The sequence below is a fragment of the Pseudomonas sp. FG86 genome, assembly GCF_057808775.1.
This window is the reverse complement of the sequence record NZ_JBMDIS010000060.1, coordinates 1-17,292: the sequence shown is the minus strand read 5'-3', so window position 1 is coordinate 17,292 and position 17,292 is coordinate 1. Positions and strand designations below refer to the sequence as shown.

At 59.9% G+C, this 17,292-nt stretch carries 14 protein-coding genes; 7 read left to right on the top strand and 7 right to left on the bottom strand.

Features of this window, described 5'->3' with window-relative positions:
* Nucleotides 1-64 precede the first annotated feature (64 nt).
* Nucleotides 65-1,210: an OpgC family protein gene (locus tag ACODSV_RS26750; protein WP_150054142.1), complete on the bottom strand. Its 1,146-nt coding sequence runs from the start codon at nt 1,208-1,210 to the stop codon at nt 65-67.
* A gap of 223 nt (nt 1,211-1,433) precedes the next feature.
* On the opposite strand from ACODSV_RS26750, the gene ACODSV_RS26745 reads away from it, so the two are divergent.
* Genes ACODSV_RS26745 through ACODSV_RS26735 form a run of 3 tightly spaced genes read left to right on the top strand, consistent with a single transcriptional unit; the run spans nt 1,434 to nt 4,251 of the window.
* The gene (locus ACODSV_RS26745; RefSeq protein ID WP_150054141.1) at nt 1,434-1,808 is read left to right on the top strand and encodes a GtrA family protein; all 375 of its coding nucleotides are present in this window, start codon (nt 1,434-1,436) and stop codon (nt 1,806-1,808) included.
* The gene (locus ACODSV_RS26740; protein ID WP_150054140.1) at nt 1,805-2,755 is read left to right on the top strand and encodes a glycosyltransferase family 2 protein; all 951 of its coding nucleotides are present in this window, start codon (nt 1,805-1,807) and stop codon (nt 2,753-2,755) included. The genes ACODSV_RS26745 and ACODSV_RS26740 overlap by 4 nt, the downstream gene beginning before the upstream one ends.
* The gene (locus tag ACODSV_RS26735; protein ID WP_150054139.1) at nt 2,755-4,251 is read left to right on the top strand and encodes a glucosyltransferase domain-containing protein; all 1,497 of its coding nucleotides are present in this window, start codon (nt 2,755-2,757) and stop codon (nt 4,249-4,251) included. The genes ACODSV_RS26740 and ACODSV_RS26735 overlap by 1 nt, the downstream gene beginning before the upstream one ends.
* 26 nt (nt 4,252-4,277) lie before the next feature.
* On the opposite strand, the gene ACODSV_RS26730 is transcribed toward ACODSV_RS26735, so the two are convergent.
* The 5 genes from ACODSV_RS26730 to ACODSV_RS26710 all read right to left on the bottom strand — a co-directional run bounded on the left by ACODSV_RS26730 (nt 4,278) and on the right by ACODSV_RS26710 (nt 12,095).
* A complete protein-coding gene (locus tag ACODSV_RS26730; RefSeq protein ID WP_150054138.1) occupies nt 4,278-5,897 on the bottom strand; it encodes an FMN-binding glutamate synthase family protein in 1,620 nt (539 codons plus the stop codon).
* A gap of 114 nt (nt 5,898-6,011) precedes the next feature.
* Nucleotides 6,012-7,409, bottom strand: a complete 1,398-nt coding sequence (locus tag ACODSV_RS26725) for an ATP-binding protein (protein WP_150054137.1) — start codon at nt 7,407-7,409, stop codon at nt 6,012-6,014.
* Complete coding sequence (locus ACODSV_RS26720; RefSeq protein WP_150054136.1) at nt 7,393-9,219, bottom strand: DAHL domain-containing protein; 1,827 nt, start codon at nt 9,217-9,219, stop codon at nt 7,393-7,395. Before ACODSV_RS26720 ends, ACODSV_RS26725 begins: the two co-directional genes overlap by 17 nt.
* A 10-nt stretch (nt 9,220-9,229) precedes the next feature.
* On the bottom strand, nt 9,230-10,150 hold the full coding sequence (locus ACODSV_RS26715) for a cytochrome-c peroxidase (RefSeq protein WP_370531111.1): 921 nt from the start codon (nt 10,148-10,150) through the stop codon (nt 9,230-9,232).
* Nucleotides 10,151-10,223: 73 nt separating this feature from the next.
* The gene (locus ACODSV_RS26710; RefSeq protein ID WP_150054135.1) at nt 10,224-12,095 is read right to left on the bottom strand and encodes a putative bifunctional diguanylate cyclase/phosphodiesterase; all 1,872 of its coding nucleotides are present in this window, start codon (nt 12,093-12,095) and stop codon (nt 10,224-10,226) included.
* Between the two features lie 253 nt (nt 12,096-12,348).
* Here ACODSV_RS26710 and nosR point away from each other — a divergent pair, with 253 nt between their 5' ends.
* Nucleotides 12,349-13,677 carry a response regulator c-di-GMP phosphodiesterase, NosR family gene (gene nosR / locus ACODSV_RS26705; RefSeq protein WP_150054134.1) on the top strand — a complete coding sequence of 443 codons (1,329 nt, stop codon included), beginning with the start codon at nt 12,349-12,351 and terminating at the stop codon, nt 13,675-13,677.
* A gap of 48 nt (nt 13,678-13,725) precedes the next feature.
* Nucleotides 13,726-14,139 carry an NUDIX hydrolase gene (locus ACODSV_RS26700; protein ID WP_150054133.1) on the top strand — a complete coding sequence of 138 codons (414 nt, stop codon included), beginning with the start codon at nt 13,726-13,728 and terminating at the stop codon, nt 14,137-14,139.
* Nucleotides 14,140-14,152: 13 nt separating this feature from the next.
* On the opposite strand, the gene metR is transcribed toward ACODSV_RS26700, so the two are convergent.
* A complete protein-coding gene (gene metR / locus ACODSV_RS26695) occupies nt 14,153-15,070 on the bottom strand; it encodes a transcriptional regulator MetR (protein ID WP_024073680.1) in 918 nt (305 codons plus the stop codon).
* 182 nt (nt 15,071-15,252) lie between these two features.
* Here metR and ACODSV_RS26690 point away from each other — a divergent pair, with 182 nt between their 5' ends.
* Both ACODSV_RS26690 and ACODSV_RS26685 read left to right on the top strand, forming a co-directional pair.
* On the top strand, nt 15,253-16,272 hold the full coding sequence (locus ACODSV_RS26690) for an alpha/beta fold hydrolase (protein WP_150054132.1): 1,020 nt from the start codon (nt 15,253-15,255) through the stop codon (nt 16,270-16,272).
* A 55-nt stretch (nt 16,273-16,327) separates the two neighbouring features.
* Nucleotides 16,328-16,981, top strand: coding sequence for a DsbA family oxidoreductase (locus ACODSV_RS26685; protein WP_150054131.1), 654 nt, complete (start codon nt 16,328-16,330; stop codon nt 16,979-16,981).
* Nucleotides 16,982-17,292: the final 311 nt, after the last annotated feature.

The following is a 17,292-nucleotide window of genomic DNA, read 5'->3' as shown; positions in this document are numbered from 1 at the left end:
CCAGAACCTTTCACAATAAGTGGAAGGGGCATGGAAGCACCGCTAAGGGGGCTGCCGGGACTAACTATTTAAGCAGGGGCGCAGGCGTGGCGTGCCGAGATTGCAATGAGGTGTCCAGGCGCTTGTTGAACTCCAGCCAGGCCGCCAGCAGCGCCATTAACGTGGCACCTGCCCACGCGGTAAATATCTGCATGGCAAAGGCATCGCCGGCCAGGGCGTTGACCATATCGGCCAATGGCGCCAGCAGTACGCCGAGGCAGAACACTTCCAGCGAATAACGCCCCATCCGGCAGGTTTGCTGTGCCAGCCAGTTTTGTGTCCAGGCGCCGCCTGGCAGAAGTTTGGCGGTGACATAGGCCAGCGCCAGGAAGTGCAGCAGACGGACCGGCGACAGGTCTGTCTTGCTGATCGGGTACAGCAGGTCGCTCAAGGTCGACGGCATCAAGGCGTCGTGGACCTCGGGCCAGCGCCAGCCGAGCGTGATGACGCCGGCGGCCAGCGTATAGATCGCTGCCGCGACGAACAACGGCTGGCGCAGCAGCGGCCGAGTGTCCTGCGGGCGTGGCTGTTGCGCGTGGATCGCCGCGGCCCCGCCCAGCACAAACAACAACTGCCAGGTGACCGGGTTGAAGTACCACACACCGTCGGCAATCGCCGACAGGTTCCAGCCCAGATGGGGCGCCAGCAGGTACACCACCAGCGACACCGCCACCACGGCCCAGGTCTTGCGTAGCAGCAGCGGCAGTATCAGCGGAAGGCCCGCCAGCAACACGATATACAGCGGCAGCGGGTCCATCAGGTTGGGCTTGAAGCGCAGCAACAGTTCATCGGTGAGGGCTTGCTGCGGGTGGGTGACGAAGTGCGTCAGGCCCATTTCTTCGACCAGGTCGCGGGTCTCCACATGGCTGTTGGCGAAGAATACGATGCCCATCAGCATCGCCAGCAAGAAGATATGCACCACGTACAGCACCCAGGCGCGGCGCAGGATTTTCAGTGAGGCAATCCAGTAGCCATCACGTTTCATGATCTTGCCGTAGGCCAGCACGGCGGCATAACCGGCAAGGAACACAAACACCTCCGCCGCATCGCTGAAACCGATGTTGCGCAGGGTGATCTGGCCGAGGGGGTTGTGGGGGACGTGATCCCAGAAAATGAAGATCAACGCCAGGCCCCGAAAAAAATCGATGCGCGGGTCGCGTCCGTTCAGCATGGCAGCGGGCTCTTGAACAATAGGTTTAGTAATGACCGGTGCAGGCGGGAGTTGTCGTACGCCGCACGTCGGGCGGGCGCAGGTTGGCGGTATTTGTAAGCAATTGCAAAGGCTGGGTATTTCCGGATGTCTCAAGTCTACGGGTGGGCTACCTGTTAAGTCTGACAGTAGACGTATCGCGTTTGCCGTGGCCTGCTGGAACGGGACGCGACAGGGCAACGGTATGACCAGACTGTGGAAGGGATTCTCCCGCTATACGGCAATTGGTATCGCCAATACGGTGATCCATTGGCAGCTGTTTTTTGTCTTCAGGGTGGCGTTTGAACTCAATCAGGCTGCGAGCAACTTTTTCGCGTTTTGCGCCGCTGCGTCCTTCTCCTTCTATCTGAATGCGATTTACACCTTTGCCATGCCGGTGTCGCTGCCGCGTTATGCACTGTTCATGCTGTGCATGGGAGGGGTGAGCCTGGCCGTGGGTTGGTTTGCCGATCGCTGGCGCCTGCCGGGGCTGGTCACGGTGGTGGCGTTCTCGCTGGTGAGCCTGGTGTGCGGTTTCCTGCTGTCGAAGTGGGTGGTGTTTCGTGAGCGTGGGCAATGAAACTCTCTCTGGTGGTGCCGCTGTTTAATGAAGAGCAGGCGGTGAAAGTGTTTTACCAGGCTGTTCGACAAGAGCCCGCATTGCGCGATTACACGGTCGAGATCGTATTTATCAACGACGGCAGCACCGATCGCACCGCCGAAAACACCCGGGCGATCGCCTTGGTCGACCACGACGTGGTGTTGATCAATTTATCGCGTAACTTCGGCAAGGAAGCAGCACTGTTCGCCGGGCTTGAACATGCCAGGGGGGACGCCGTCATCCCCATGGATGTCGACCTGCAAGACCCGGTCGAAGTGATCCCGCAACTGCTGGCCGAATGGCAGAAAGGCGCGGATGTGGTGCTGGCCAAGCGCCGGGACCGTTCCGCTGACAGCTACCTCAAGCGTCACAGTGCATCGCTGTTCTATCACCTGCTCAACCGCATCGCTTACCCCCACATCGAGGAAAACGTCGGCGACTTCCGGTTGATGGACCGCAAGGTCGTGGACGTGATCAAGGCCCTGCCCGAACAGCAGTTGTTCATGAAAGGCGTGTTGTCCTGGGCCGGTTTTAACGTGGCCATCGTCGAATACGACCGCGCCCCGCGTGTGGTTGGCCAGAGCAAGTTCAACGCCTGGAAACTGTGGAACCTCGCGCTGGACGGCATCACCTCGTTCAGCACCTTGCCCCTGCGGTTATGGAGCTATATCGGTGGCTGTATTTCGCTGCTGGCATTGGTGTATGCCGGGTACCTGGTGCTCGACAAAGTGCTGTTCGGCAATGCGGTGCCGGGGTACCCGTCGTTGATGACGGCGATCTTGTTTTTGGGCGGCGTGCAGCTGATTGGGATTGGGATATTGGGCGAGTATGTGGGGCGCATTTATATGGAGGCCAAGCATCGGCCGAGGTATGTGATCAAAGATGTTGTCGCATCAACGACGTCTAACGAGAAGGAGCGCGTGTGATGGAGTACCTGACGCAACCGCTGTCTGCGCGAAAAATGTGGCTGTTCTTCTTTGCAGCGACTTTTCTTTTCGTCTATCCGCTGATACTCGCCGATTACTTTTACATTGATGACAACTGGAGGGCGCAAGAAGCAGGTATGGGGTGGAAGGCTGAGGGGCGCGTCCTGATGGAGTTGTTTTACCAAGGGCTATCGTTTACCCATGGCGCACCGAACATGTTTCCCTTGCCTCTGCTGATTGCGGTCACAAGCATGACGTTCGCATTGCGGTCCCTGACGACGCATTACTTTTCACGACCGACTGTTGTGTCTTGCCTGGTGGTGTTGCCTCTGTGGTACAGCCCCTTCTTCCTGCAAAACCTTTCCTATCAATACGACGGCCCGGCCATGAGTCTGGCAGTGGTAGCAATCATTTACGCAATTTGCTTTACCCATCCGTCGTGGTGGGGGCGCTTGTTGGTATGCGGGGTGTTCGTTGGCATTGGGCTTAGCCTTTATCAGATGGTGATCAATGTCTATGTAGGGCTGTGTTGCGTTGAACTCATACGCGCAGCCTATGAGAAACAGTCGCCTCATCAGGTTGCAAGGCTGGTTCGAGATAAGGGGCTGCATTTGCTGTTAGGGGGGGCGATGTATCTGGCGAGCGCTCATCAATTTATGAATAACGACCGCCGAGGTTTGCGCGACTTCAGCGACGGATGGGGCCAGAAGCTATTGTCGGATCTCCAACTGACGGCGCAGCACGTCTTATTGTTATACAACGAGGGCAATGCCTGGCTTTGCGTATCGCTGTTAACCCTTGCCGGATTGGGCCTGGTGCTGGTGATTTACAGAGTGATGCTTGTGCCTGCGGGACTGACGGCGCGGGCACTGGTAGCGATGGGGTGCCTGACCACCGTTCCCGTTATGTTGATATCGATTCCAGGCTTGTCGCTGGCATTCAGCTTTTTTAATGATGGCGCGAGGCTGTTGATGGGTTTTTCACCGGCTTTAGTCATGTTGTTGTATTTGGCGTATCAGGTGTTGGTTCCTATCCATAGATGGTTGGGTTGCCTGTTGCTCCTCCCGGTGATTGCCATGTTGTCGTTTTCATATATGCATGGGCGGGTGCTGAGCCTGGAGAGAGATTTGTCGGCCAGCATCGGGCAAAGTCTGAGCTACGAAATTTTTTCGAACCGAGCATTAAGTGACATCCAACACTTTTACCTGATCAACCATTCGACACAGGGATGGCTAGTGGGCAGCGATGGTGCTACCGCCCTAGTGCCGGCCTTGCGATATGTCGTGAATATTGATTTTTTTCTTCTGTCGGAAATGCTCCCTCGTATCGGGGGGGTGACGAATATCTCCTCAATGGACGAGGAGGCATTTGAGTTGTCTGGGGGGGCAAAGGCCGCACAAATGATCAGCTCTAACAAGTTCTATAGTCTTTATGTCCAGGGGCATAACGGGTACATCGTGATGAAGGCCGTCCCGGCTGATGACAGTTATCAATGAGCCGGGAGCATGCTGGTCGATCACGCTTACGCCGCCACCACTTCATGCGGCTCAAAACTATCCGCCCGCGCCATCTGCCACATGCGCGAATAGAACTCGCCGTTCACTTCCCCAGTCAGCAACTCACCCGGCTTGAGGAACACATGCAACTGCGAGAACAGCTTGATCTCGGTGGCCGACATGCGTCGCACCAAGTGCTTGGCTGACAGCTGCGACGGATGGTCCAAACCCGCGGCAGCGAGCATTTCGGCGAGGGCCTTGAGGGTGTTGCGGTGGAAGTTGAATACGCGCTGGGCCTTGTCCGGCACCACCAGGGCGCGTTGGCGCAGTGGGTCTTGGGTGGCGACGCCGGTCGGGCATTTATTGGTGTGGCAACTTTGCGACTGGATACAGCCGATGGCGAACATGAAGCCTCGCGCCGAGTTGGCCCAGTCGGCCCCGATGGCCAGGACGCTGGCAATATCGAATGCGCTGACGATCTTGCCGCTGGCGCCCAGCTTGATCTTGTCGCGTAGGTTCAGGCCCACCAGGGTGTTGTGTACGAACAGCAAGCCATCGCGCAGCGGCACGCCGATATGGTCGGTGAACTCCACCGGGGCGGCGCCGGTACCGCCTTCCTTGCCGTCGACCACGATAAAGTCCGGGAGGATGCCGGTCTCCAGCATGGCCTTGGCGATGCCCATGAATTCCCACGGGTGGCCCAGGCAGAACTTGAAGCCCACCGGTTTGCCGCCGGACAGTTCGCGTAACTGGGCGATGAACTGCATCAACTCGATCGGTGTGGAGAACGCGCTGTGGCGCGAGGGCGAGACGCAGTCTTCGCCCATCAGGATGCCGCGTGTCTCGGCGATCTCCTGGGTCACTTTGTGCTTGGGCAGGATGCCGCCATGGCCGGGCTTGGCACCCTGGCTCATCTTGACTTCGATCATGCGCACTTGCGGGTTCTGCGCCTGTGCGGCGAAGCGTTCTGGGTCGAAGCGGCCGTCACTGGTGCGGCAGCCGAAGTAGCCGCTGCCCAGCTCCCAGGTCAGGTCACCGCCGTTTTCACGGTGATAGGGGCTGATGCTGCCTTCGCCGGTGTCATGGGCGAAATTGCCCAGCTTGGCGCCCTGGTTGAGCGCGCGGATTGCGTTGGCGCTCAGGGAGCCGAAGCTCATCGCCGAGATGTTGAACACCGACGCGGAATAGGGCTGCGTGCATTGCGGGCCGCCGACCATCACGCGAAAGGTGCTGGGGTCGCTCAGTGGCGCCGGACGCATGGAGTGGCCGATAAACTCAAAGCCCGACTGGTACACATCGATCAGGGTGCCGAAGGGTTTGTCGGCGGTTTCATTCTTGGCCCGTGAGTAGACCAGCGAGCGCTGGGCGCGTGAGAAGGGCAGGGCGTCGCTGTCGGATTCCAGCAGGTACTGGCGGATTTCCGGGCGAATCGCCTCCACCAGGTATCGGATATTGCCCAGGATCGGGTAGTTGCGGCGCACCGCGTGGGGGCTTTGCAGCAGGTCGAACAGGCCGATCAGGCTGAGGATGCCGGTGACTATGGTGATGGGCCACAGCCATTCATATTCGATAAAAGGCAGGCTGGCGAGGGTGAAAATGACGCATACGGCAAAGAAGGCGTAACGGCTTAGCAACGACAGGCTCATACGGTTACCTTGGGTTCGGACTCTTCAGGTCGGTGCGGCATTTTGCTCCCGTTGGGAAAGCCTGGACAACCGATTGCAATCGATCTCGAAAAAAAGCCGAGCCATGCGGGGTGACTAGGCCGTCTGCCGAATGGGCAGCACCACCCGGAAGGTGGTGCCTTTGCCCACTTCGCTGCTGACCGTAATAGTCCCGTGATGTTTCTTCACAATCCCATACGACAGCGAGAGCCCCAGCCCCGTCCCTTCACCCACCGGCTTGGTGGTGAAGAACGGGTCGAAAATCTTTTGCAGGGCCTGCGGGGCAATCCCGCAGCCGTTGTCCGCGACTTCCAGCCAGATGGTGTCGCCTTCCACGCCGTTGCTCAGGGTGATGGTGCCGCGCTCCGGCCCCATGGATTGGGCCGCATTGATCACGAGGTTCATCACCACCTGGTTGAGCTGCGAGGCCAGGCACTCGATGTCCGGCAAGGGCTGGTAGTGCTTGACCACGTCGGCCTTGTACTTGAGTTCACTGGCGACGATGTTCAGCGTCGAGTCGATGCCTTGTTGCAGGTTGGCCCACTGCCAGGTCTGGTCGTTGTCCACCCGTGAAAAGTTTTTCAGGTCCCTGACGATCTGCACCACGCGGTTGATGCCTTCCTTGGATTCATGGATCAGGATCGGAATATCCTCCTTGAGAAAATCCAGCTCCAGGCTTTCGCGCAAAGCCTTGAGCTGATCACGCTGCTCGCCCGATTCGATCATCTCCTCAGCCTGCCGGTAAGCGCCCAGCATCTGTTGCAGTTGGCTGAAGTAGCTGTCGAGGGTATTGAGGTTGGACGAGATAAACCCCACCGGGTTATTGATCTCATGCGCGACCCCCGCCGCCAGTTGCCCAAGCGACGCCAGCTTTTCCGACTGCACCAGTTGGCTTTCCAGGTGTTTGCGTTCGTCGATTTCGATTTGCAGCGCCTCGCTGGCGTGGGTCAGCGCCCGGGTGCGCTGCACCACCAATTGTTCCAGGTGGCTGTTTTGCAGCGAGGCACGGCGGGCCATGTCCCATTTGTTGGTCAGGGTGTTGGCCATCTGCTGGACTTCGATGTTGTCGAAGGGTTTTTTCAGGATCAGCAGGCGGTCATGGGCTTGCAGCCGGGCGAGCAAATCTTCCCAGGAATAATCCGAATACGCCGTGCACACCACCACTTGCAGGCCGGGGGCGACTTTCCATAGCTCCTCGATCGTCTTGGCACCGTCCCAGCCCTGGGGCATGCGCATATCGACAAAGGCCAATGCATAGGGACGTTGCTTGGCCATGGCGGTGACGAGCAATGCCAGTCCCTCTTCGCCGCCATAGGCCGAGTCCAGCTCGAATGCCGGGGCGGCCGGTTGGGTACTGTCGCCGAACAGGGCTGACTCCATTTCATCGAGCACCTGGTTGGTCTCGATCGGTGGCGTCAGGATCTTGCGAAAATCGTCGTGGATCGACGGCGTGTCATCGATCAGCAAAATGCGCCGGTTAGGTGGTTGGTTCATGACTGACTTCCGGCCGGGTAAGAGGAATCTTCAAGGTGAATATAGCGCCTTGGCCCGGCCCATCGCTGTGGGCGCTGAGCTGGCCGTTCATTTCCAGGGCGGCCAGGGCACAGCTGTGCAAGCCGAAGCCGTGGCCTTCCTTGCGGGTGGTAAAGCCGTGGGTGAAGATCCGTGTCATGTTCTCTGCGGGTATACCTTCGCCGTCGTCCTTGACGCTGATCTGCAAGGTGTCGCCATCCACGGGCGTGACGGACAGGGTGATGCGGCGTGGCCGGTCGCTCAGGTTGGCCATGGCGTACTTGGCGTTGCTGATCAGGTTGACCATGATCAGCAACAGGCGATGTTTGTCCCCCAGGATCTGCGGCACGGCTGCGTATTCCTTGATCACCGTGACGTTATGACGGCTCAGGGCGCCTGCGTTCATGCGCAAGGCATCTTCCATCAAGGCACTGATATCCAGCGGTTCCAGCAGGCTGGATGCGCCCGCATAGGATTGCTGGGTGGAGACGATGTCCTTGATGTGGTCGACGCTCTTGCTCAGTTGTGCCAGCTCGTCCGTAAGCCCTTGCTGTTCAACGGCAATGGCGTTTACCAGTTGGTTCAGGTAGCCGGGTAACAGCTTGCCCTTTTCATCTTCGGTGAGGAAGGTGCCCAGGTCACCCTGGTGCTCGTTGATCAATTGCATGGCCTTGCCCAGGCCCTGTGCCTTGCTGCTGCGCAGTTTGCGGGCAACCAGGTCGGCGGAGATGTTCACGCTGTTGAGCACGTTGCCGACGTTGTGCAGCACATTGGTGGCGATCTCGGCCATGCCGGCCTGGCGGGCATTGTCCATCAGCTCGCTCTGGGCATCCTTGAGCTGTTGAGTGCGCCGCTCGACGCGTTGTTCCAGGGTTTCGTTGGCGGCCTGCAAGGCGCGATTGACGCGGTTTATCTCGGCGACGCTGCGCAGCAGTCGAATCGCCAGGTACAGCAACAAGGCGACCAGCAGGGTCGAGAACACCAGCAGGTAGCGATGGTATTTCTGGTCGATGCGGTCGGCGGCCTGTTGATCCTGATTGAGGTGGGTGGTCAGTTCATCCAGGCGTTCGGCTACCGGGATGGCGGCGATCTGTTCGAGCAAGGTATTGACCACCGGCTGCTCGCGCAGAATCAGTTCGATGTGATTGCTCAAAATGTCCACGGGGGCCTGGAACGCGCTGGGCAACAGTTCTTTGTTGACGTTCAGCTTGCCCAGGCCGACGAGGATGTCGGCGGCACGCTCGTCACTGGTGATCTGGGCGAACTCCATGCTGCTGAGCAGCAAGTCGTAGGTGTCGGTGGCCACGCTTTGCAGTTGCAGTTTGGCGGGCCCGTTCACCTGGTTGAACTGCGCCTGGATATCGTCTTCGGCCGTCGGCAGGAAGGCCAGGGAGTTACGCAACACCGCATTGTGGGATTTGAACTGGTCGACCCGCCGGGCTTTTTCCTGGATCGCCTCCCGGTAGGCTTGTTGGCTGGCTTGCCAGGCGCGCAGGTCTTCAGGGGCGTGGTAGGAGTCATGTGCTTCCAGCTCGGCCCACAACTGGGTCATTTTTGTGAGGGGCGTCACCAGCGGGTCGTAATTGTGGGTGATGGCGATCCTGGCCTTGAGCACCTCGCTGTCCCACTGCGCGTTGAGTTGCTGCAACTGGCGGATCAGGTCGCGTGACTGGGTGTAGGAGGCGGCCTGGTCGTTGGAGGACTTGATGTACAGAAAGACCAGTGTCGAGGCCAGCAACATCGTCATGCACCCCAGGAACAATTGGCTGGCGCGGCGGCGGGAGAGGGTCATGATGGTCGGCTCATAGCGGTTTACCTGCCCATTCGCCGGTCAGTGTCTTGAGAAACTGGATGATCAGGTCTTTATCCTCCGCGGACGGGATACGGCCCAACTGGTACTTGAACATCACGTCGACGGCTTCCTCCAGGGTCTTGGCCGAGGCGTCGTGGAAATAGGGGGCCGTGACCGCGACATTGCGCAGGCTCGGCACCTTGAACACGTGACGGTCCTCTTCATCCTGGGTCAACAGGTAGCGCCCCAGGTCCGACTCGACAGGGTTGCCGCGCGCCTTGAAGTAGTCGCCCATCACACCGAACTTCTGGAACATATTGCCGCCGATGTTGATCCCCTGGTGGCAGGCAATGCAGCCGTAGTCCTTGAAGCGCTGGTAGCCGTACTTTTCCTGGATCGTCAGGATCTCGGTGTTGCCCAGCAGGTATTGGTCAAAGCGCGAATTCGGGGTGAGCAGGGTTCGCTCATAGGTGGCCAGGGCGTTTTGCACGTTGGCTGCAGTCACGCCATCGGGATACGCGCCTTTGAACGCCGCCTGGTAGGCGGGCAGGGCGGAGAGGTTCTGCACCACGGTTTTCCAGTCGTTGCCCATTTCCACCGGGCTGATGACCACTTGTTCGATCTGCGCCTCCAGCGTGTCCACCCGGCCATTCCAGAACTGCTTGAAGTTCAGGCTGGCGTTGAACACCGTTGGGGTGTTGATCGCCACGGGCTTACCGTCGAAGCCCAGGGAGAACGGCTTGTTGTCGGCACCACCGGATTCCAGGCGATGACAGCTGGCACATGACAGGGTGTTATTGACCGACAGGCGCGGCTCGTTGAACAACTGGCGGCCCAGTTCGACCTTGGCCGGGTCGAGTTCCGGAACCGGCGGTAACGGTTTGAGCGCTTCGTCCAGCGGCGCCGCCACCAGCGGGGCTCCCGCGCCCATCCATAACGTGAGCAGGAGGCCAAGACGGTAAATTGGAACTTCGCTCAAGCGAGCACTCCTTGCAGGCACGGGGCTATTGACGGGGCATCAGCGAGTCGCAACCCACCCGCAGCAACTGGGCAAAGTCCTTCGCGGGCAGGGCCTGGCTGAACAGATACCCCTGGCCCTCTTCACATTGGAGCGCCTTGAGGACATTCAACTGTTCGATGGTTTCCACCCCTTCGGCGATGATGTTCAACTCCAGGCTCTTGCCCAGGGCGATGATAGCGCTGATCAGCTGTTTGTCCCGGCTGTTTACAGTCAAGCCGTGCACGAATGATTGATCGATCTTCAGCACATCGATGGGGAAACGGCGCAGGTAGCTGAGGCTGCAGTAACCGGTGCCGAAATCATCCAGCGCCAGGCGCACCCCCATGGCCTTGATTTTCTGCAGGGTTTCGACGGTGTCGTCGACATTCTGCATCAGCACGCTTTCGGTGATCTCCAGCTCCAGCTGGGCGGGCGGCAGGCCGGTTTGCTCGAGGATGGCGGCCAGGTTAGCGACAAAATCCCGCTGGCGGAAGTCGAGGGCCGAGATGTTCACAGAGATGCACAGGGGATGGCCCATCGAGCGCCAGGCCTGTGCTTGCGTGCAGGCTTGGCGCAACACCCATTGGGTGAGGGGGATAATCAGGCCACTGTCTTCGGCAACGGGTATGAAATCGGCTGGGCCGATCCAACCCGATTGCGGTTGAAACCAGCGTAAGAGTGCCTCGGCCCCGACGATGCGGCCGGATGTCAAATCCAGCTTGGGTTGGTAGTGCAGCACAAATTCGTTGCGTTCCAACGCCTGGTGCATCGCGCTTTCCAGGTCTTGCTGGTGCCGGGCGCGCAGGTTCATGTCCTCGGTATAAAACCTGAAGTCGTCCGGGCCATGTTCCTTGCTGGCGTGCATGGCGGTTTCCGCGTGCTTGATCAGCTCGACCGCCGTACCGCTGTCATTGGGATAAATACTGATGCCCAGGCTCGCAGTGACGCTCAGGTCATGGCTCGCGATATGCCGGGTGATGTTGATCGCCTTGAGCAATTTTTGTGCGACGTGCTGGGTTTGCCGAGGGTGCTGAATATCGTTGAGCACGATGACGAACTCGTCGGAGCCATACCGGAACACCGAATCCGACTCACGCACCGCTGCCACCAGGCTTTGGCTGACATGCTTGAGCACCTCGTCACCCACGGGATAACCCAGGGCGTTGTTGATGCGCTTGAACCGGTCCAGGCCAATGAAGATGACGGCCAGTTGAGTGTCGTGACGCCTGCCGAGGGCAATGGCCTGGGTCAATCGGTCGCCCAGCAGTGTGCTGTTGGGCAACTCGGTCAGCGCGTCGTATTGCAGCAGGTGCGACACCTTCAGCAGTTCCTGCACCCGTTCTTCAATGGTGCGCTCCAGGCCAATGACCTTGAGTGCGACGTCCTGGGCGAGCTGCCATTTCCAGGTGAGAGCGCTGGCCATCTGGCGTATTTCCAGGTGGTCGAACGGCTTTTTCAGGATCAACAGTTGGTCGTTGTACTTCAACCGCGCTTCGATCGCTTCAAAGGAATAGTCGGAATAAGCCGTACACAGGGCAATTTGCAGGTGGGGGTCGACGTTCCACAGTTGTTCAATGGTTTGCAGGCCATCCCAGCCAGGCGGCATGCGCATGTCGATGAACACCATGGCATACGGGGCGTGGGCCGCCAGGGCTTGGTTGACCAGGGCAAGCGCCTCCTGGCCCTGGTAGGCGGAGTCCAGCTCGAAGGCCTGGCGCAGCACTGGCGCGGTGCCGAACAGGGTTTCCTCGAGGCTGTCCATGGACGGCTCGCCGTTTGGATCGGCACACAGGATCTTGCGGAAGTCCTCATGGATCGAGGCCGAGTCATCGACGATCAGAATGCGACGGTTGGCCCGTCCTGAATCTGGGCTCATGGCGCACTCCCCAACTGCAAACGACTCGACGACATAACGACCCCTTCCCTGAGACTACGTTTAAGCACAGTGTTGGCCTTCGGTGACAGCATAGTCGAGCGCGCTTGAATTTGATGGCCAGTTGGCGTCAAATCACCCCGGTTCCTGCTGCACGATAGGCAACGCCAGTCGACCTGGCACCCGGTGACGGGTCAAGGTGTGACATAAGGGTTCAAGTTCGCTCAATTTTGTTTTATTCGAAGGCAGAGTCGCCATGGACGCACAACTCGCTACGACATCGCCCTATAAACCCACCATTCTGCTGGTTGACGACGAAGAATCGATCCTCAACAGCCTGCGTCGTCTCCTGCGCGGTCAACCCTACGAGGTCATGCTGGCCAGCAGCGGCGCCCAGGCCCTGGACATCATGGCGGCCCATCCCATCGACCTGGTGATGAGCGATGCACGCATGCCGGGCATGAATGGGGCCGAGCTGCTGGCCAGGGTCCATCAGTTGTACCCGTCGACCGGTCGCATCCTGCTGACGGGCTACGCTGACCTGCCCACCATCGTCAAGGCGATTAACGATGGGCAGATCGATCGCTATATCAGCAAGCCCTGGAATGACGATGAGTTGCAGTTGACCCTGCGCCAGTGCGTCGAGCACCAGCGCCTGGAGCGCCTGAGCCGCGACCAGAACGAACAATTGAAAGTGCTCAATGCCACCCTGGAAAAACGCGTGGCGGCGCGCACCGCCGAGTTGCAACAGACCGCCGACATGCTCGACCTGGCCTACGACGAGCTCAAGCGCAGCTATGTGACCGGCACCGAGGTGTTTTCGCTGTTGGCCAACCTGCGCTTACCCAAGCAGAAGCAGACCAATCGCCAGTTGATCGAATTGATCCGGGTGTATTGCAAGGCCCAGGCGATCGACGAAGCCAGTGCCCGCGACCTGGCCATGGCCGCCGCGCTCTACAACATTGGCAAGTTGAGCTGGAGCGACAGCATGATGGTCGCGCCATCGGACATGCTGCACAGTACCGATCGCGAGCGTTATCGGGCCTATCCGACCCAGAGCGAGTCGTTGCTGATGACCCTGGAGCCGATGAAGGACGCGGCACGCTTGATCCGCCATCACCAGGAGCGTTGGGACGGCACGGGTTTCCCCGACCACCTCAAGGGCGAGCAGATCCCCTCGGGGTCGCGGTTGTTGAAACTGGCCGTTGACTTTATCGAGTTACAAAAGGGCTTGATCCTCGAGCGGCAGATGAACAGCGATGAAGCGCTGCTCTTCATTCGCAAATATGCCGGCAAACTCTACGACCCGGACATGCTGGAGGACTTTATCCACGCGTGCGCTGCCTTCCTCAGCGACGTGACGTTGGGCGACCCGAGCGTGAAGGCGCTGACCACCCGCGAACTGGCCGAAGGCATGGTGCTGGCGCGCAATCTCAATGCCGATAACGGCATGTTGCTGCTCAACGCCGGCAAGGTGTTGAACCTGCCGCTGGTGGACAAGCTGATTGCGTTTGAAGCGATGGAAGGGGCCAAGTACACCGTGTTTATCAAAGACCCTGAAGAAGGTGCGCTGCTTTCCGATTGAGGCGCTTTCTGTGATCCTTGCGGCCCTTTCATTCGAGGCAGCCTGTACATGACCACTACGATTCGAATCGCCGCGGCCCTGCTGATCGGCGGCGACGGCCAAACCCTGCTGGTGCGCAAGCGTGGCACCCAGGCTTTCATGCAACCCGGCGGCAAGATCGACGCCGGTGAGCAACCTGTCCAAGCCCTGGCCCGTGAGCTGTACGAAGAACTGAACCTGCAGATTGACCCCGGCGCGGCCGTGTACCTCGGCCGCTTCTCGGCCCCGGCTGCCAACGAGCCGGGTTTCACCGTGCAAGCCGAGTTGTTCCAGGTACACATTGATGTACCGGTGAGCCCCGCCGCTGAAATCGAAGAGGTGCGCTGGATTGACCCGGCCGGTGATGGCGGCCTGGCGCTGGCGCCGTTGACCCGTGACCTGATCCTGCCGTTTTATCGCGAATCCCTGGCCAGCACTGCCTGAAGGGGAGAGGGGTTCAGCGCACCGCGCTGACCCCGTCCAGCGTGGAAAACGAAGTGTCCTTGGCCGTCAGCAGGAAGTCGCGCATGTACGGCGCATCCAGCATGTCTGCACGAATCCCCGCATACAACGTGGCAAACAGCCCTTTCTCGCCCAGGCGCTTGGCCTTCACGTAACCGCGCGAGCTGTATTCATGCAGCGCCCAATGGGGCATGCCGCACACGCCACGACCGCTGGCCACCAGTTGCATCATCATCACCGTCAGTTCCGAGGTCCGCACCTGGGCCGGTTCCACGTCGGCCGGCTCCAGGAAGCGGGTGAAGATGTCCAGGCGGTCACGTTCCACCGGGTAGGTGATCAGGGTTTCAGTGAGCAGGTCTTGCGGCACGATGTAGGCTTTGTTCGCCAGCGCATGCTGGTTGGCCACGGCGAGCATCGCTTCGTAAGTGAACAGCGGCACATAGGTAATGCCCGGCAGTTCCAGTGGGTCAGAGGTCACCACCAGGTCCAGGTCGCCGCGAGCCAGGGCCGGCAGGGGGGCGAAGGCAAACCCCGAGGCCAGGTCCAGTTCGACTTCGGGCCAGGCGTCGCGGAACTGGTCGATGGTCGGCATCAACCATTGGAAGCAGCTGTGGCACTCGATCGCCATGTGCAGGCGCCCGGCGGTGCCGCCGACCAACCGCGCGATATCGCGCTCGGCACCCCGCAGCAAGGGCAGGGTGGCATCGGCCAGTTGCAGCAGGCGCAGGCCGGCGCTGGTGAACCGCACGGGTTTGGTCTTGCGCACGAACAACGGCATGCCCAGGCGCTCTTCCAGCTCCTTGAACTGGTGGGACAGCGCCGATTGCGTCAGGTGCAGGCGCTCGGCGGCTTCCACCAGGCTGTCGGCTTCGCGCAGGGCGTGCAGGGTCTTGAGGTGACGGATCTCGAGCACGGGCTCTCCATGAGGATAGTTTGTGACAAGTTGCGATAGCGTGAGTTTGTCTCATGTTCGCGGGCCTGTCGACCACGACCACCGGGCACTCTTCATCAAACTGTCATGGAAGTGTGGCAGCGCGCTTGAACAAACTTCATCAGACTCGCGCTCTACTGGGGTTCTGCGTTTCGGTGTTTTTCATGCGCGTGTTGTTTTTACTGGCCGCTCTACTATTCGGCCTGCCGTCTTTTGCGGCTTCTCGATGTGATGTCAATGTCCCGACCCAAACGGTCGACCTGGCTCAGGTGAGCATCGCTTACCAGAGCATCGGCCGTGCGTCCGATCCTGCATTGCTGCTGGTGATGGGCCTGGGCGGGCAGTTGATCCACTGGCCGGATGAAGTGGTCGTCGCCCTGTGCCAGCAAGGTTTCCGGGTGATTCGCTACGACAACCGTGACGTTGGCCTGTCCACCTGGCGCCAGGCACCGGCCAGCGCCAACCTGACCTTCGAAGTGCTGCGCTACAAGCTCGGCCTGCCGGTGGCCGCGCCCTACACCCTGACCGACATGGCCGACGATGCCCTGGGCTTGATGGACGCGTTGCAGATCCGCCAATTCCATGTGCTGGGCGCGAGCATGGGCGGCATGATCGCCCAGCACCTGGCAGCCATGGCGCCGCAGCGCGTGGAAAGCCTAACGCTGATCATGACCAGCTCTGGCGCTGAAGGCTTGCCGGCCCCGAATGCGGCGCTGGTGCAGTTGTTGTCGCGACGCAGCGCGCCGAATCGTGAAGTGGCGCTGGAGCAGCAGGCGGATTTGCTCGCGGCGTTGGGCAGCCCAAACGTGAAGGATGATCGCCAGGCGTTGTTGCACCAGGCGGCGCTGTCCTACGACCGGGCGTTCAACCCGGACGGCGTGAAGCGCCAGATCATGGCGATCCTCGCCGAACCGAGCCGCGTGCCGCTGCTCAACCAATTGCGTGTGCCGACCCTGGTGGTCCACGGCACCGCTGACCCATTGCTGCCGGTAATGCACGGCGTGCACCTGGCGGCGCATATCCAGGGCAGCCAATTGAAGTTGATTCCCGGCATGGCCCATCGTTTCCAGGAAGCGTTCAAGGCGCCGCTGCTGACGGCGGTTCTACCGTACCTGCAAGCCCATCGCGAAGATGCTGCACATTGGGCGCAGATTGACCTGGGCGAGCCTTCGAAGGTGTTGTGACATTGGTGTATCGTGCAACTTTTGTGGCACATGAATGCCAGCGAGGTTGCCTACCATGAGTACTCCCCTGAAAATCGATTTCGTCAGCGACGTGTCCTGCCCCTGGTGCATCATCGGCCTGCGTGGCCTGACCGAAGCCCTCGACCAACTGGGCTGCGAGGTGCAGGCCGAGATCCATTTCCAGCCGTTCGAACTGAACCCGAACATGCCCGCCGAGGGGCAGAACATCGTCGAGCACATCACCGAGAAATACGGTTCCACCGCCGAACAGTCCCAGGCCAATCGTGAGCGCATCCGTGACATGGGGGCCGAGCTGGGCTTTGCCTTTCGTACCGACGGCCAGAGCCGTATCTACAACACCTTCGACGCCCATCGCCTGCTGCATTGGGCTGGGTTGGAAGGCTTGCAGTACAACCTCAAGGAGGCGTTGTTCAAGGCCTATTTCACCGACGGCCAAGACCCGTCCGACCACGCCACCCTGGCGATCATCGCCGAGAGCGTCGGCCTGGACCTCAAGCGCGCGGCCGAGATTCTCGCCAGCGACGAATACGCCGCAGAAGTCCGCGAGCAGGAGCAGTTGTGGATCTCCCGTGGCGTGACGTCGGTGCCGACCATCGTGTTCAACGATCAATACGCTGTCAGCGGTGGCCAGCCGGCCGAAGCCTTTGTGGGGGCGATTCGCCAGATCATCAACGAAGCCAAAAACTGAAGTCGAACCCTGATCCAAATGTGGGAGGGGGCTTGCCCCCGATGGCTTAGTGTCAGCCAACAAAGATGTTGAATGTGCCACTGCTATCGGGGCATGGGTATCTACACAATTTCCAGTGGTCTGTGGCGAGGGAGCTTGGTCCCGTGGCGGCCTTCGGGCCGACCGCTTTTTTGGAGTTTTAGCGAGTACATATCCGTTCCTGCGGTAACGGCCACTTAGGGTTCCGCCCTTACGGCGGGTCACTTTGGAAAAGAGCCTGTATGGACCGGACACATGGTGGACACATGTGCGGGGACATGGTTGACACATTA

Bases quoted from the DNA above. Each gene is read 5' to 3' on its own strand.
- ACODSV_RS26690 (WP_150054132.1), top strand. From the start codon at position 15,253: ATGCGCGTGTTGTTTTTACTGGCCGCTCTACTATTCGGCCTGCCGTCT.
- ACODSV_RS26720 (WP_150054136.1), bottom strand. From the start codon at position 9,219: ATGACCCTCTCCCGCCGCCGCGCCAGCCAATTGTTCCTGGGGTGCATG.
- ACODSV_RS26735 (WP_150054139.1), top strand. From the start codon at position 2,755: ATGGAGTACCTGACGCAACCGCTGTCTGCGCGAAAAATGTGGCTGTTC.
- ACODSV_RS26740 (WP_150054140.1), top strand. From the start codon at position 1,805: ATGAAACTCTCTCTGGTGGTGCCGCTGTTTAATGAAGAGCAGGCGGTG.
- ACODSV_RS26700 (WP_150054133.1), top strand. From the start codon at position 13,726: ATGACCACTACGATTCGAATCGCCGCGGCCCTGCTGATCGGCGGCGAC.
- nosR (WP_150054134.1), top strand. From the start codon at position 12,349: ATGGACGCACAACTCGCTACGACATCGCCCTATAAACCCACCATTCTG.
- ACODSV_RS26750 (WP_150054142.1), bottom strand. From the start codon at position 1,210: ATGCTGAACGGACGCGACCCGCGCATCGATTTTTTTCGGGGCCTGGCG.
- ACODSV_RS26745 (WP_150054141.1), top strand. From the start codon at position 1,434: ATGACCAGACTGTGGAAGGGATTCTCCCGCTATACGGCAATTGGTATC.
- ACODSV_RS26685 (WP_150054131.1), top strand. From the start codon at position 16,328: ATGAGTACTCCCCTGAAAATCGATTTCGTCAGCGACGTGTCCTGCCCC.
- ACODSV_RS26725 (WP_150054137.1), bottom strand. From the start codon at position 7,409: ATGAACCAACCACCTAACCGGCGCATTTTGCTGATCGATGACACGCCG.
- ACODSV_RS26730 (WP_150054138.1), bottom strand. From the start codon at position 5,897: ATGAGCCTGTCGTTGCTAAGCCGTTACGCCTTCTTTGCCGTATGCGTC.
- ACODSV_RS26715 (WP_370531111.1), bottom strand. From the start codon at position 10,150: ATGGGCGCGGGAGCCCCGCTGGTGGCGGCGCCGCTGGACGAAGCGCTC.
- ACODSV_RS26710 (WP_150054135.1), bottom strand. From the start codon at position 12,095: ATGAGCCCAGATTCAGGACGGGCCAACCGTCGCATTCTGATCGTCGAT.